Origin of the sequence: Stutzerimonas stutzeri KOS6, assembly GCF_000307775.2 — a bacterium.
Taxonomy (GTDB): domain Bacteria; phylum Pseudomonadota; class Gammaproteobacteria; order Pseudomonadales; family Pseudomonadaceae; genus Stutzerimonas; species Stutzerimonas stutzeri_B.
Window position 1 is genome coordinate 593,294 of record NZ_KK020676.1, and the last position, 16,013, is coordinate 609,306.

Annotated in this window: 9 protein-coding genes; 4 read left to right on the forward strand and 5 right to left on the reverse strand. The window is 64.1% G+C overall.

Translation table 11 applies throughout. From position 1 onward, the window contains the following. Window positions 1-53: 53 nt before the first annotated feature. From B597_RS31115 to selO, 4 genes are all read left to right on the forward strand, one after another. Window positions 54-1,856: an acyl-CoA dehydrogenase gene (locus B597_RS31115; protein ID WP_003294000.1), complete on the forward strand. Its 1,803-nt coding sequence runs from the start codon at window positions 54-56 to the stop codon at window positions 1,854-1,856. 128 nt (window positions 1,857-1,984) lie between these two features. Beyond that, window positions 1,985-3,730, forward strand: a complete 1,746-nt coding sequence (locus B597_RS31120; protein WP_003294001.1) for a potassium/proton antiporter — start codon at window positions 1,985-1,987, stop codon at window positions 3,728-3,730. A gap of 114 nt (window positions 3,731-3,844) precedes the next feature. Next, window positions 3,845-7,135 carry a mechanosensitive channel MscK gene (gene mscK, locus B597_RS31125; RefSeq protein ID WP_003294003.1) on the forward strand — a complete coding sequence of 1,097 codons (3,291 nt, stop codon included), beginning with the start codon at window positions 3,845-3,847 and terminating at the stop codon, window positions 7,133-7,135. A 91-nt stretch (window positions 7,136-7,226) separates the two neighbouring features. After that, window positions 7,227-8,687 carry a protein adenylyltransferase SelO gene (gene selO, locus B597_RS31130; RefSeq protein WP_003294005.1) on the forward strand — a complete coding sequence of 487 codons (1,461 nt, stop codon included), beginning with the start codon at window positions 7,227-7,229 and terminating at the stop codon, window positions 8,685-8,687. A gap of 475 nt (window positions 8,688-9,162) precedes the next feature. On the opposite strand, the gene B597_RS31135 is transcribed toward selO, so the two are convergent. From B597_RS31135 to B597_RS46295, 5 genes are all read right to left on the reverse strand, one after another. Beyond that, the gene (locus tag B597_RS31135; RefSeq protein WP_003294006.1) at window positions 9,163-10,353 is read right to left on the reverse strand and encodes a hybrid sensor histidine kinase/response regulator; all 1,191 of its coding nucleotides are present in this window, start codon (window positions 10,351-10,353) and stop codon (window positions 9,163-9,165) included. A 2-nt stretch (window positions 10,354-10,355) separates the two neighbouring features. Continuing rightward, the gene (locus B597_RS31140; RefSeq protein WP_024161839.1) at window positions 10,356-10,958 is read right to left on the reverse strand and encodes a chemotaxis protein CheB; all 603 of its coding nucleotides are present in this window, start codon (window positions 10,956-10,958) and stop codon (window positions 10,356-10,358) included. Continuing rightward, window positions 10,955-11,773: a CheR family methyltransferase gene (locus B597_RS31145; protein WP_024161840.1), complete on the reverse strand. Its 819-nt coding sequence runs from the start codon at window positions 11,771-11,773 to the stop codon at window positions 10,955-10,957. The genes B597_RS31140 and B597_RS31145 overlap by 4 nt, the downstream gene beginning before the upstream one ends. A gap of 1 nt (window position 11,774) precedes the next feature. After that, window positions 11,775-15,284, reverse strand: a complete 3,510-nt coding sequence (locus tag B597_RS31150) for a response regulator (RefSeq protein ID WP_024161841.1) — start codon at window positions 15,282-15,284, stop codon at window positions 11,775-11,777. A 204-nt stretch (window positions 15,285-15,488) separates the two neighbouring features. Further along, on the reverse strand, window positions 15,489-15,647 hold the full coding sequence (locus B597_RS46295; RefSeq protein WP_003294011.1) for a YqaE/Pmp3 family membrane protein: 159 nt from the start codon (window positions 15,645-15,647) through the stop codon (window positions 15,489-15,491). Window positions 15,648-16,013 lie beyond the last annotated feature (366 nt).

Consider the following 16,013-nt stretch of genomic DNA (forward strand, 5'->3'; position numbering starts at 1 on the left):
GCAATGGAAAACCGCGGTCCTTAGACTCGGGCCGATAAAAACGGAGGTTGACCATGACCGAGACCCTGCTCTGCCCGCGTAACCTGGCGTTCGAACTCTACGAAGTGCTGGATGCCGAGGCCCTGACGCGCCGCGAGCGCTTCGCCGATCACAGTCGCGAAACCTTCGACGCCGCCATCGGTACCGCGCGCACCATTGCCGAGAAATACTTCGCACCGCACAACCGCAAGTCCGACGAGCATGAGCCGCAGTACGTCAACGGCGAAGCGGTGCTGATTCCCGAGGTCAAACCGGCCGTGGATGCCTTCATCGAGGCGGGCTTCCACAACGCCCAGCGCAGTTTCGAGGACGGCGGCATGCAGATGCCGAACCTGCTGTCGCGGGCCTGCTTCGCCCACTTCCAGTCGGCCAACATCGCCACCAGCTCCTATCCGATGCTGAGCATGGGCGCCTCGCACCTGATCGAAACCTTCGGCTCCGACGCGCAGAAGCAGCGTTTCCTGCAACCGATGCTCGAAGGCCGCTTCTTCGGCACCATGGCGCTCACCGAGCCGCACGCCGGCTCCTCGCTGTCGGACATCCGCACCCGCGCCGAGCCCGCCGCCGATGGCAGCTATCGGCTCAAGGGCAACAAGATCTTCATCTCCGGCGGCGACCACCCGCTATCGGAAAACATCGTGCACATGGTGCTGGCCAAGCTGCCGGACGCGCCGCCCGGGGTAAAGGGCATCAGCCTGTTCATCGTGCCGAAGTACCTGGTCAACGACGACGGCAGCCTGGGCCAGCGCAACGACGTGCTGCTGGCCGGCCTGTTCCACAAGATGGGCTGGCGTGGCACCACCTCCACCGCGCTGAACTTCGGCGACAACGGTGAGTGCGTCGGCTATCTGGTAGGCGAGCCGCACAAGGGCCTGACCTACATGTTCCAGATGATGAACGAGGCGCGCATCGGCGTCGGCATGGGCGCGATCATGCTTGGCTATGCCGGCTACCTCTATTCGTTGAATTACGCCCGCGAGCGTCCGCAGGGTCGCCTGCCGGACGGCAAGGACCCGGCTTCGACCCAGGTGCCGATCATCGAGCACACCGACGTCAAGCGTATGCTGCTGATGCAGAAGGCCTACGTCGAAGGCGCCTTCGACCTGGGCTTGTACTCCGCGCGGCTGGTGGACGACGAGCACACGGCTGACAGCGAAGAGGAGCGCCGCAACGCCAGTGAACTGCTTGACCTGCTCACCCCCATCGTCAAGTCCTGGCCTTCGGAGTTCTGCCTGAAGGCCAACGAGCTGGCGATCCAGATTCTCGGCGGCCACGGCTACACCCGCGAATACCCGGTGGAGCAGTATTACCGCGACAACCGCCTCAACCCGATCCACGAGGGCACCCATGGCATCCAGTCGCTGGACCTGCTCGGCCGCAAGCTGATACAGAACAAGGGCGCTGGCCTGCGCCAGCTGCTCGGGCTGATTCAGGACAGCTGCCGGCAGGCCGCTGCATACGACTCGCTGAGCACCCTGCGCCAGCCACTGGAACAGCACATCGCTCGCCTCACCCAGATAACCCAGGCGCTGCTTGGCGACCTGATGGCCGGCAAGGTCAACCAGGCCCTGGCGAACTCGGCGCTGTACCTGAAGGTGTTCGGTCACGCGGTGGTCGGCTGGCGCTGGCTGGAACAGGCACTGCGAGCCGAACGCGGGCTGGCCGGGGGCAATCCGGCCAATGCCGACTTCTACCGCGGCAAACTGCAGGCCGCACGCTACTTCCTGACCTGGGAAGTGCCGGGCTGCGCCCATGAGCTGGCCATTCTCGAAGCACGCGACGAAACCTGCCTGGCGATGCAGGACGCCTGGTTCTGACCCTCCCCGCAGATCTTGTTACAACGCCCCGCTTGTGCGGGGCGCTTTTTTGACAGCCCGTCAAATCATCAGGTTAGAATCGCTGGCATGCCCCCTGCATGTGGCGGCAATAACCTGGGAGAAGCGCATTGGACGTCGGCAACATCAACCACCTGTTCTTTATCGGTGCCTTGTTGGTTGCGGCGAGCATCCTCATGAGTTCGCTGTCGAATCGCCTCGGCGTGCCGATCCTGGTCATCTTTCTCGCCGTCGGCATGCTCGCCGGCGTCGACGGCATTGGCGGTATCGTCTTCGAGGACTACCAGCTGGCGTTCGTCATCAGCAACCTGGCGCTGGCGGTAATCCTGCTCGATGGCGGCATGCGTACCCGCACCACCACCTTCCGCGTCGCACTCAAGCCGGCGTTCTCCCTCGCCACCATTGGCGTGGCGATCACCTCCGGCCTGACCGGGCTGGCCGCCGCCTGGCTGTTCGACCTGCCGCTGCTGCAGGGCCTGCTGATCGGCGCCATCGTCGGCTCCACCGATGCCGCCGTGGTGTTCAACCTGCTCAATGGCAAGGGGCTCAACGAGCGGGTCGGCTCGACCCTGGAAATCGAATCGGGCAGCAACGACCCGATGGCGATGTTCCTCACCGTCGCACTGATCGACATGCTGCTCGCCGGCCGCAGCAGCTTCGGCTGGGATTTCCTGCTCAGCCTGCTGCAACAGTTCGGCATCGGTACCGTGCTCGGCCTGCTCGGCGGCTGGCTGTTGCTGCAACTGATCAACCGGCTATCGGTGGCGGACGGCCTCTATCCGCTGCTGGCGGTGGCCGGCGGGCTGATGATCTTCGCCCTGTCCGGCGCCATCGGCGGCAGTGGCATTCTGGCGATCTACGTCTGCGGACTGCTGCTGGGCAACCGGCCGATCCGCAACCGCCACGGCATCCTGCACATGTTCGACGGCCTGGCCTGGCTCAGCCAGATCGGCATGTTCCTGGTGCTCGGCCTGCTGCTCACGCCCAGCGAGTTGCTGCCCATCGCCCTGCCCGCACTGGCGCTCTCGCTGTGGATGATTCTGTTCGCCCGGCCGCTGGCGGTATTCCTCAGCCTGCTGCCGTTTCGCAGCTTTCATCTGCGCGAGCGCCTGTTCATCTCCTGGATCGGCCTGCGCGGCGCGGTGCCGGTGATTCTCGCGGTCTTCCCGCTGATGGCCGGGCTGGAGAACGCCCAGCTGTTCTTCAACGTGGCGTTCTTCATCGTACTGGTATCGCTGTTGCTACAGGGCTCGACGCTGGCCTGGGCGGCAAAGAAGGCCAAGGTCGAGGTGCCACCTTCGCCGATGCCGGTCTCGCGCACCGGCTTGCAGGTGCATACCACCAGCCAGTGGGAAATGTTCGTCTACCGCCTGAGTGCCAGCAAATGGTGCGTCGGTGCGGCCCTGCGTGAGCTGAAGATGCCGCCGGGCACGCGCATCGCCGCGCTGTTCCGTGGCAAGGAGCTGCTGCACCCGTCAGGCAGCACCCGGCTGCAGGTCGACGACATCCTCTGCGTGATCGGCCACGACGAAGACTTGCCGGCCCTCGGCAAGCTGTTCAGCCAGGCGCCCAAGCGCGGCCAGGACCTGCGCTTCTTCGGTGACTTCATCCTCGAGGCCGATGCCCAGCTCAGCGCCATCACTGCACTCTACGGCCTCAAGCTCGGCGAGGTGGACGGCGAACAGAGCATCGGCAACTTCATGGCCGAAGAGGTCGGCGGCCGCCCCGTGGTGGGCGATCAGCTCGAATGGAACGGCCTCATCTGGACCGTGGCAGCGATGGAAGCCGGCGCAGTGCGCAAGGTCGGCCTGAAGTTTCCGGAAGGCGACAAGCCCGGCCCGCAATTGATGTTCTAGCGCCACCACAGCCGCCAAACGAGGCGGCTTCGCCGTTCGGTTGCGCGGTACTCGCGCTGGACAAGCCCAGCCCGTAGACTTCCGCACTTTCCAGTCACCCGCGTCACTGCCCTCATGTCACTTCTGCGCGTCCTCTTGTTCTCGACGTTCTGCCTGTTTGTCGCCCCCTTGCATGCTCAATCGCTGGACAGCCTCACCGGGGCGCCGGCCAGCGAGGGTGAAGCGAAGCCTGCGCAACTGCCATTGGGCGATCAGACCCGGCAAATGCTTGAACAGGCCGAAACCAGCAATAGCCGTCTGGATGAGCTGAAAACGCAGCTGGCGCAGGCGCCGAAGGAGATCAGCGAAGCGCAGCGTGCACTGACCAAGCTCAAGGCCAGCCCCGAGCCGGACCCGGCCGAGCGCTACGCCCGGCAGTCGGTGGAAGCGCTGGAGCAGCGACTGGACACCCGCGTCGAAGAGCTCTCGGAATGGCAAAAGCAATACAGCGCGGCCAACAGCATGATCATCTCGGCGCAGACTCGCCCGGAGCGCGCCCAGGCCCAGATCAGCCTGGCGCAGACACGCATCCAGGAATTGAACAGCCTGCTCAAGAGCGGCCGCGAGTCGGGCAAGCCGCTGGGCGAGGAGCGCCGAGCCCTGGCCGAAGCGGAGATCGTCTCACTCAATGCGCAGATCGAACTGCGCCGCCAGGAGCTGGCCGGCAACGGCCTGCTGCAGGACCTGGGCAAGGCCCGCCGTGATCTGCTGGCCGAGCGGATCAGGCGCGCCGAACAGGAAACCCAGGCGCTGCAGAACCTGATCAACGAAAAGCGTCGCGCCGAATCCGAACAGACCGTGGCCGAGTTCTCGGCACGGGTACAGCAGGCCGGCTCGGACAAGCTGCTCGCCGCCGAAAGCGCGGAAAACCTCAAGCTGTCCGACTATCTGTTGCGCGCCACCGAGCGTCTGAACCGCCTCAACCAGCAGAATCTGCAGACCCGCCAGCAACTCGATACCCTCAACCAGACCGACCAGGCGCTGGAAGAACAGATCGCCGTGCTCGAAGGCAGCCTGCTGCTGTCACGCATTCTCTACCAGCAGAAGCAGGCACTGCCGAGCCTGCAACTGGACAAGGACCTCGCCGATGAAATCGCCGATATCCGCCTCTATCAGTTCGAACTGAACCAGCGCCGCGAAGCCGCCGGCAATGCCTCCGCCTATGTCGATCAGTTGCTGGCGCAGCAGAACGAAGAGGACGTGACGCCGGAGCTGCGCCGCACCCTGCTGGAGCTGGCTACCACCCGCAACGAGCTGCTCGACCGCCTCAACCGCGAGCTGGATGCGCTACTCAATGCATCGATCACCCTGCAGCTGAACCAGAAGCAGCTGCAGGGCACCGCCAGCGCCCTCAGCGATACCCTCGACGAGCAGATGTTCTGGATTCCGAGCAACAAGCCGCTGGACTTCGACTGGCTGCAGGGTTCGATTCGCCGACTCAAGGCGCAGCTGGCCGCCATGCCCTGGCTGTCCGCGGTACAGGAGCTGGGCGCGGGATTGAAGGAACGCCCGCTGTTCTTCCTGCCGCTGCTGCTGCTGATCGCCGCGCTGCTCTGGTGGCGCAAGAAGATCGACGCCAAGCTCAGTTCGCTGAGCGAGGAAATCGGCCATTTCCGCAACGACAGCCAGCTGCACACCCCGCTGGCGCTGCTGCTCAACCTGCTGCTGGCACTGCCCGGCGTGCTGTTCCTGACCCTCTGCGGCTACCTGTTGCAGATGGATGCGCGCGGACAGAACTACGTCCTCGGCGCGGCCCTGTACGAAATGGCCCAGGCCTGGCTGGTGTTCTACAGCGCCTACCGGATGCTTTCGCCGGGACGGGTGGCGGAACTGCACTTCGGCTGGTCCGGTCCGCAGGTCGCCTTTCTGCGCGACGAGATTCGCCGGCTGGGCCTGATCGTCCTGGCGCTGGTCGCCATCGTCAGCGTGGCCGAGCACCAGCCCGCGCGGCTGGCCGACGATGTGCTCGGCATCATCGTGGTGCTGACCTGCTTCGCCTTGATGAGCTGGCGTCTCAATCGCCTGCTGCTCAAGGGACCCTCGAGCCAGAATGCACCGCCGGTACGCCTGATGATCGGGCTGCTGTTCAGCATGCTGCCGATCGCGCTGATCGTCGCCGTGGGGTTCGGCTACTACTACACGGCGCTGAAGCTGACCGACCGCCTGATCGACACGCTCTACCTGCTGATGGTCTGGATCGTCGTCGAGGCGGCACTGATCCGCGGCCTGACCGTCGCGGCGCGGCGCCTGGCCTACAAGCGTGCACTGGCGAAACGCCAGGCGCAGGGCGACGACGGCAGCGATACCGTGGAAAGCCAGGGCGAGCCGGGGCTGGATATCGAGCAGGTCAACCAGCAGTCACTGCGACTGACCCGCATGACCATGTTCGGCGTGTTCCTGGTGGCGCTGTACTGGGTCTGGTCGGACCTGATCTCGGTGGTGTCGTACCTGGACAACATCACCCTGTACGAATACACCAGCGGTAGCGGCGATACCCTGACCACGGCGGCGATCAGCCTGAACAACCTGCTCGGCGCGCTGCTGATCATCGCCGTCACCGTGGCCCTGGCGCGTAACCTGCCGGGCTTGCTGGAAGTCATGGTGCTGTCCAAGCTGCGCCTGGCCCAGGGCAGCGCCTATGCCACCACCACACTGCTGTCCTATGCACTGGCCGGTTTCGGCATCGTTGCCACGCTGTCGACCCTCGGCGTCAGCTGGGACAAGCTGCAGTGGCTGGTGGCCGCGCTCTCGGTGGGCCTGGGTTTCGGCCTGCAGGAGATTTTCGCCAACTTCATTTCCGGGCTGATCATCCTCTTCGAGCGTCCGGTACGCATCGGCGACGTGGTCACCATCGGCAATCTCTCGGGCACCGTCAGCCGGATTCGCATCCGCGCCACCACCATCACCGATTTCGACCGCAAGGACATTATCGTCCCGAACAAGACCTTCATCACCGGCCAGTTGATCAACTGGTCGCTGAGCGATACCGTCACGCGGGTGACCGTCAGGGTCGGCGTGGCCTACGGATCGGACCTGGAGCAGGTGAAGACGCTGCTCTACAAGGCCGCTCAAGAGAACCCGCGGGTGCTCAAGGAGCCGGAACCGCAGGTGTTCTTCCTCAACTTCGGCGAAAGCACGCTGGACCACGAACTGCGCATCCATGTGCGCGACCTGGGCGACCGCAACCCCGCCACCGATGAGATCAACCGCTTCATCGACCGCGAGTTCAACAAGGCCGGCATCAACATCGCCTTCCGCCAGGTCGATGTGTTCCTGAAGAACTTCGCCGGCCAGCAGCTGCAGCTCAGTGCCGCGTCCAGGCCACTGACCGACGGACAGAATCCGGCGACCGACGATCGCCCCTGAGGAACGCGCAGCGCTGCTGTCGCCTCCAACGCCCAGAGATGCCCGGCAGCAGCCGGGCTATCCTTTGCCTGATACCGCGCCGGAGGCGTTCTTGAAAACCCTGACCCAGCTGACCTTCGACAACCGCTTCGCCCGCCTCGGCGATACCTTCTCCACCGAAGTGTCGCCACAGCCACTCGACGCACCGCGCCTGGTGGTCGCCAGCGAGGCGGCGATGGCGCTGCTCGATCTGGACCCGGCCAAGGCCGAGCAGCCCCTGTTCGCCGAGCTGTTTTCCGGGCACAAGATCTGGTCCACCGCCGAGCCGCGGGCGATGGTCTACTCCGGCCACCAGTTCGGCAGCTATAACCCGCAGCTGGGCGACGGCCGCGGGCTGCTGCTCGGCGAGGTGATCAACGAGGCCGGCGAGTACTGGGACCTGCACCTCAAGGGCGCCGGCAAGACACCCTATTCGCGCATGGGCGACGGCCGCGCGGTGCTGCGCTCGTCGATCCGCGAATTTCTCGCCAGTGAACACCTGCACGCACTGGGCATTCCCAGCTCGCGGGCGCTGTGCGTCACCGGCTCGGACACCCTGGTCTACCGCGAACGCCCGGAGCGCGGTGCCATGCTGCTGCGCCTGGCGCCCAGCCATGTACGCTTCGGCCACTTCGAATTCTTCTACTACACGCGCCAGCACGCCGAGCTGAAACAGTTGCTCGACCATGTCATCGAGGCGCATTTTGCCGATGTGCTCGAACACCCCGAGCCGTACCACAGCTTCTTCCGCGAGGTGCTCGAGCGCACTGCCGCCCTCGTCGCCCGCTGGCAGGCCTACGGTTTCTGCCACGGGGTGATGAATACCGACAACATGTCGATCCTCGGCATCACCTTCGACTTCGGCCCCTACGCCTTTCTCGACGACTTCGACGCGCGCTTCATCTGCAACCATTCCGATGATACCGGCCGCTACTCCTTCGAAAACCAGGTACCCATCGCCCACTGGAACCTGGCGGCGCTGGCCCAGGCGCTGACCCCCTTCGTCGACGTGAAGGTGCTGCGCGAAACCATGGAACTGTTCCTGCCGCTTTACGAGGCTGAGTGGCTGGACCTGATGCGCCGACGCCTGGGGTTCGACCAGGCCGAAGCGGGCGACGAAGCGCTGGTGCGCCGGCTGCTGCAGTTGCTGCAAACCAGCGCAGTGGACTACACGCACTTCTTCCGCGAACTCGGCGAGGGCACAGCGGAACAAGCGGTACGCCGTCTGCGCGAGGAGTTCGTCGATCTGCAGGGTTTCGATGCATGGGCCGAGGACTACTGCGCCCGAACGGCGCGCGAGGGCGCCGCAGCAGAGGCGCGTCAGGCGCGGATGCAGGCGGTCAACCCGAAGTACATCCTGCGCAACTACCTGGCGCAGCAGGCCATCGAGGCGGCGGAAAAAGGTGACTATGGCCCCGTGCGCGAACTGCACGCGGTGCTCAGCCGGCCATTCGAGGAACAACCCGGCATGCAGCGCTACGCCGAGCGACCGCCGGAGTGGGGCAAGCATCTGGAGATCAGCTGTTCGTCCTGATGGCAAAGCAGCGAGGCGCCTGACGGCCCGCCGATTTCGGCACCGCGGACGAAAAGCATCGCCCCGGGGGCGGGCCTCCCACAAAGCAATCGTGCACCAAAACCCGTGGGAGGCGCGCCCCCGCGGCGATCGCAGGCCACAGGCCTGCCGGAACAACCAACACCGCGCCCCGGAACCAACATCAAAAACAGTCGGTGCGCACTGAACCCGTGGGAGGCGCGCCCACGCGGCGATAGCAGGCCACAGGCCTGCCGGAACAACCAACACCGCGCCCCGGAACCAACATCAAAAGCAGTCGGTGCGCACTGAACCCGTGGGAGGCGCGCCCCCGCGGCGATAGCAGGGCACAGGCCTGCCGGAACAACCGACACCGCGCCCCGGAACCAACATCAAAAGCAGTCGGTGCGCACTGAACCCGTGGGAGGCGCGCCCACGCGGCGATAGCAGGCCACAGGCCTGCCGGAAGAGCAGGCGCCTACTCGCCCAGCGGTAGCAGCACGTGGAACCGCGAGCCCTGGCCTTCCTCGCTCTGCACCTGGATACGCCCGTTGTGCGCCTTGACGATCTGGTCGGCAATGAACAGGCCCAGCCCCAGCCCGGCACTGCTTTCGCTGCCCTCGGCGCGCTCGAACTGACAGAAAATGCGCTCCAGGCTCTTCTGACTGATGCCGATGCCATGGTCGCGGACCTGTATGCAAGCGCCCTCCGGGCACGAGCCAACGCTGACCTGAACCGGCCGGCCGGCCCCGTAACGCATGGCGTTGGTCAGCAGGTTCGCCAGCACCTGCTCGATGCGGAACGCATCCCATACACCGATGACCGGCTCGTTGCTTTCAAGGTGCAGCTCGCAACCACAGGACTCCATCTGCGCTGCGAAGCTTTCCACGACGTTGCTCACCAGTTGCGTGAGATCGATGCGCGACGGCCGGATCGACAGTTTGCCGGTGCGGATGCGCGAGACGTCGAGCATGTCGTCGATCAGCCGGATCAGGCTTTGGATCTGCCGTTCGTCCTTGTCCACCATGCCGCGCAGCCGCTCTTCGCTGAATGCCGAAAAATTGTTGCGCGCGAGCTGCAGCCTGCGCAGCTGTACCTCGAGAATCAGGGTGTTGAGCGGAGTCTTGAGCTCATGGGAAACGATCGACATGAAGTCGTCGCGCATGCGCACGGCGTCCTCCAGTTCGGCCTTGGTGCTACGCAACTCATCGAGCAGCACTTCCTGTTCGCGGCGACTGTGCTCCAGCGCTTCGAGCTGCCGGGCCAGGCGCTTGCGGCCCCGGTAGAGGTCGACGAATACACTGACCTTGCTGCGCACCGCGTGGGCGTCCAGCGGCTTGTGCATGAAATCCACGGCACCGCTCTCGTAGCCCTTGAAGGCATAGTTGAGCTCGCGTCCGGCGGCGCTGACGAAGACGATGGGAATCTGCTTGGTGCGCTCGGTGCCGCGCATCATCTCGGCCAACTGGAAGCCGTCCATGCCCGGCATCTGCACGTCGAGGATTGCCAGCGCAAACTCGTGCCGCAGCAACAGCTCCAGCGCCTGCTCGGCCGATTCGGCCTGATGAACCCGTATGCCGGGCGCCTGCAACAGGGCGTCCAGTGCCAGCAGGTTTTCCGGCAGGTCATCGACGATCAGTAGATTCACCTCGTCGGTACGCTCGTGCATGGTCACTCCAGTTCTCGCAACAATTGATGGATGTCGCGAAGGGGCAAGATAAAATCCGGCGCGAAACGCCGGAGTGCTGCACGTGGCATGGTCGCAACCGCCGCTTCGGAAGGGTCCTGAACCACGGTCAGCCCGCCGCTGCGATGAATCGCCTCGAGACCCGCTGCGCCATCCTCGTTGGCACCGGTGAGCAGTAAGCCTGCGACCTGCTCGCCCCATACATCCGCAGCAGACTCGAACAGCACGTCGATGGACGGCCGCGAGTAATGCACGGGGTCGTCCTGACTCAGCGAAAGGCTGCAGTCGCGCTCGACCAGCAGATGATAGCCCGGTGCTGCAAAGTACAGCGTTGCGCCGCGGACCGTGTCCTTGTCTTCGGCCTCCTTGACCAGCAACTGCGTTCGACGCCGAAAAATCTCGGCCAGATGGGTAGGGCCATTGGCTGGAACGTGCTGAACCACCAGCAGCGGCAGACGGAAATCACTCGGCAGAGCGTCGAGCACCACCCCGAGCGCCTCCAGCCCACCGGCGGAGGTGCCGATCACGACGGCCTCGATGGGTGGCTGGCGGCGCGTCTGCAAAATGGCTAGCGCGTGGTTGCTCATAGCTTGCGGAAGATCCTTTCCGATTTGTCGAACGGCTCGTAAAGACCGGCGAAGGCCGAGAGCTCGACGGTTTCCTTGCTGCCAAGACCGAGGAAGCCACGGTGGCAGAGCGACTCGTGGAACAGGCCGAAAGCGCGGTCCTGCAGCGGCTTGTTGAAATAGATCAGCACGTTGCGGCAGGAGATCAGGTGCGTTTCGGAAAAAACGCTGTCGGTGGCCAGGCTATGGTCGGCAAAGGTGACGTTTTCCTTCAACGACTTGTCCATGATCGCCGACTCGTAAGCGGCGGTGTAATAGTCGGAGAAGCTGGCAGTGCCTCCGGATTGCTGGTAGTTGGCGGTGTACTGGCGCAGGTGGCCGATGGCGAATATGCCCTGGCGCGCCTGCTCCAGCGAGCGCGGGTTGATGTCGGTGGCGTAGATGATCGAGCGCTCGAGCAAGCCCTCTTCCTTGAGCAGAATGGCCATCGAATAGACCTCCTCGCCGGTGCTGCAACCTGCGATCCAGATCTTCAGCGACGGATAGGTGCGCAAGACCGGCACCACCTGCTCGCGCAGCGCCCGGTAGTAACCGGGGTCGCGAAACATCTCGCTGACCGGGATGGTCAAATACTGCAGCAGGTCCATGAACGCCTGCGGGTCGTAGAGGATCTTGCGCTGCAGTGCGGAGATGCCGTCGCACTGCAACTGCTTCAATGCCAGCAACACCCGGCGCTTGAGCGAGGCGCCGGAGTAGTCGCGAAAGTCGTAGCTGTACTTGAGGTAGATGGCCTCGATCAGCAGCTTGAGTTCGATCTCGACATTGCGGTCGGGCATTTCACAACAACTCCACTTTCGGCAGCCAGACGCGGATCAGCGAGAACAGGCGGTCCAGGTCGATGGGCTTGGCCAGGTAATCGTTGGCACCGGCGCGCAGGCAGCGCTCTTGGTCGTCCCTCATGGCCTTGGCGGTGACGGCGATGATCGGCAGCTTGGCGAAGCGGCTTTCCCTACGAATTTCCTGTATGGCGGTGAAGCCGTCCATCTCCGGCATCATGATGTCCATCAGCACCAGGTCGATGTCGACATCATGTTGCAGCTTGTCGATAGCCTCCAAACCGTTGCGGGCGATTTCCACCAGCGCGCCCTTCTGTTCCAGCGCACTGGTCAGGGCGAAGACGTTGCGCACGTCGTCGTCCACCACCAGGATTTTGCGTCCCTCGAAGGCCTTTTCGCGGCTGCGCGCGCTCTTGAGCATTTTCTGCCGCTCCGGTGGCATGTCCGACTCGACCTTGTGCAGGAACAGCGTGACCTCGTCGAGCAGGCGCTCCGGCGAGCGCGCACCCTTGATGATGATCGAACGCGAATATTTGAGCAGTGCCGCTTCTTCGTCGCGGGTGAGGTTGCGCCCGGTGTAGACGATCACCGGCGGGAACGAGCAAATGTCTTCCTTGGCCATGCGTTCGAGCAGCTCGCTGCCGTCCATGTCCGGCAGTTTGAGATCGATGATCATGCAATCGAAGACCGTGTCGCGCAGCAGTTCGAGTGCCTGTTCGCCGAACTCGACGGCGGTGATCTCGACGTCGACATCCTCGATCAGCCGCGAGACGCTCTCGCGCTGGCGAGCATCGTCCTCGACCAGCAGGATGCGTTTGACCTTCTGCGCCAGCTTGGCTTCCAGGCGGCCGAACACCTCCTTGAGCTCATCGCGCGAAGCCGGCTTCATGGCATAGCCCACCGCCCCCATTTGCAGCGCGGCCTCCCTGCGGTCCTCGACGGAAACCACGTGCACCGGGATATGCCGGGTAGCCGGATTCTCCTTGAGACGCTCGAGCACGGTCAGGCCGGAATGGTCGGGCAGGCGCATATCGAGCAGGATCGCGTCGGGCTTGTACTGTGCCGCCGTGTCGAAGCCATCATCGGCATTCTGCGCCAGCAGGCAGCTGTACTGCAGCTCATGGGCCAGATCGTGGAGGATGCGCGCGAACTGCGGCTCGTCCTCGATCACCAGTATGCAGCGCTCCTTGAACGGCAGGTTGTCGCGGTCATCGGGCCAGCGCGGTACGGGCGCGGCGGCCCGATGCAGCAGGTCACGCTCGGTGCTTCGTTCAGCCGTGATCGCCGGCATGACAGCAGCAGCCGGGGCGGCAGCGACCGGCTGCGCCGCCACAGGCGTGACCGTCTGCACTGCGGTGTAGTTTTCCGGCAGCACCAGGGTGAAGGTGCTGCCCGCCCCCGGAGTACTCTGCACCTCGATCCGGCCACCGAGCAGGCGTGCCAGCTCACGGGAGATGGACAGGCCCAACCCGGTGCCGCCGTAACGCCGGTTGGTGGTGCCGTCGGCCTGGCGAAAGGCTTCGAAGATCGCTTGCTGCTGTTCATGCGCGATGCCGATGCCGGTGTCGCGCACGGCGAAGGCCAGCTGGTCTTCGCCACGCCGCTCGACATGCAGGATCACCGAACCTTTCTCGGTGAATTTGAAGGCATTGGCCAGCAGATTCTTGAGGATCTGCTCCAGACGCTGGCAGTCGGTGAACAGGCTCGCCGGCAGGTCGTCCGCCAGCTCCACGCTGAACTGCAGCGACCTTTCCATCGCCTGCGGCAGGAACAGACTCTTCATGCCACCGACAAGGCGACTGAGAACGGTCACTTCGGCATGTACCTCGAGCTTGCCGGCTTCGACCTTGGAAATGTCGAGGATGTCGTTGATCAGGTTGAGCAGGTCGTTGCCCGCCGAATAGATGGAACGGGCGAACTGCACCTGATCGTCGCTGAGGTTGTCCTCGGGGTTGTCCGCCAACAGCTTGGCCAGGATAAGCGAGCTGTTCAGCGGCGTGCGCAGCTCGTGGGACATGTTGGCGAGAAATTCGGATTTGTAGCGGCTGGCGCGCTGCAGTTCGTCGGCGCGCTGCTCGAGCATCAGCTGGGCTTCGTTCAGGCGCTGATTCTTCTCGTCCATCTCGTCGCGCTGGCGTGCCAGGGTGTTGGTCTGCTCAGCCAGTTGCTCGTTGGTCTGCTCCAACTCGGCCTGTTGCTCCTCCAGATGCGCCTGGGATTCGCGCAGGGCATTGGATTGCTCTTCCAGTTCCTCGTTGGCGGCACGCAGCTCCTCCTGCTGCACCTGCAGTTCCTCGTTGAGCTGCTGGGTCTCGGCCAGCACCCGCTGCAGCCGCTGGCGGTAACGCGCCGCCTCGATGGCCGAACCGATACTGGGCACGATCCGCCGCAGCAACTCGCTATCCTGCTCGCGCAGCGGCCGCAGGAAGCCCAGCTCGATCACCCCATTGAGCAGGCCGCTGTCTTCCACCGGTACGATGAGCACCGAACGCGGCGTGGTATCGCCCAGCGCCGAGCTCACCTTGAGGTAGTTCGCCGGCAGATCTTCGAGGGCCATCACCCGACGCTCCAGCGCCGCCTGGCCGACCAGGCCGGAGCCGACATCGAGGCTGCGGCCACTCTGGATGTGTTCCGGATCGTAGGCATACTCGGCGACGCGCTGCAGCTTGCCATCCTGCATGACATAAAGCGCGCCAACCGCCGCATCGATGTAGCGCGCGAGAAAGGTCAGTACAGCCTGGCCCAGCGCCGAAAGAGCCTGCTCGCCGATGATCGCGTCACTGAGCTGCGACTGCCCGGTGCGATACCAAGCCTGCTGCTCCAGCGCCTCGGCATGAACCTGCTGTTTGCGCAGGGATTCCGAGTAGGTCTGCGACAGGTAGGTCAAGTCGCGGCGCCCCAGGTACACCAGCAGGCCACTGACGACCAGGCTGAACAGCAGAAAGCCGCCAATCAGCACAGTAGTGATGACTTCCGACGTTTCGGTGCGTTCGGCGCGCAGTTGGCGCTCGCGCGCAATGAAGTCGTTGAGCAGGCGGCGCTGGTCCTCCTTCAGCTCGAGGCCGCGTTTGCTCTGCACGTCCTCGACGATCGACAGCCCCTGGCCGCGCTGAGCAATCACCTGCTCGGCGAAGTTCAACCATTGCGCGTGCTGCATGGCAGTGCGCTCGACGCGTTCGAGCTGCTCGGGGTCGTCCGCCGAGTAATCGCGCATCAGTTGCAGCTGCTTCTCGAACAGCGGCAGCTCGCGCTGGTAAGGCTCAAGGAAACGCGCTTCGCCGGCAATCAGATAGCCCCGCATCGAGGACTCGATGTCGTTGAGCATCTTCTGCGCCTCGTGGGCGTAGGCAACGCCCTTCACCGACTGGTCGACCCAATGGCTGACGCTGATCAGGTAATAGACGATGGCGCTGAAGAAAAACGCGCTGAGGAAACCGAAACCCAGCGGCACCGCCACGTTGCGGTTGAGTATCCGCCTGAAGTTGTTCTGGTCGATGAAAGACTCGCTCATCTGGTTTCCTTTCCGTGACCCGAGGCGGGTCGAACGCAAGCTGAGTTGCACAAGCCAGGCATCGCTAGCGGCGGATCGCACTCGGTTGCCAGCGTTTTCTTGAGTGTTTCGCGCGCAATAGGTTCCGTAGCGCCAAGCCGGCGACTCTACACGGCCAGGGGAGGGAGTTCAAAACGCGGTCCGGTCTAACCGGACCGGCGGCTGTCAGCGGCGGGCGATGATCCACACTGCATGGATGATGCCGGGAATGTAACCCAGCAGGGTCAGCAGGATGTTCAGCCAGAACGCGCCAGCGAAGCCTACCTGGAGGAATACGCCCAGCGGCGGCAGCAGAATCGCACAGATGATGCGGATGAGGTCCATCATGGTCTCCGTCAGGTCGGGGTTGCCATATTAGGCTTACCTGAATCGACCCGATCAGTACAGACCGGTTCCTTCATGTGACCGGGGAATGGCATCCGCCGCCGGAGGCAGCGGACAGGAATCCGAAGGCGACAGGATCAGTCGCCAGGGGCATCCGACGGATGCACGGAGGAAAGGACGCAGCCGCACCATGTCGGTGACCCGCTGCGTCGTGCCGCTTCGCCTTTTGAGCCAAGGGGCGGCGCCAGGCTGATCGCTTAGCCTGCTAACCATCGCAGACGAAGCGCCCGACCACCATTGGCCATTGGTCGAAAGCCCAGCGGGGCACTCGGGCAAATGCCGGCAGGTCGCAGGAACTCGTCACGA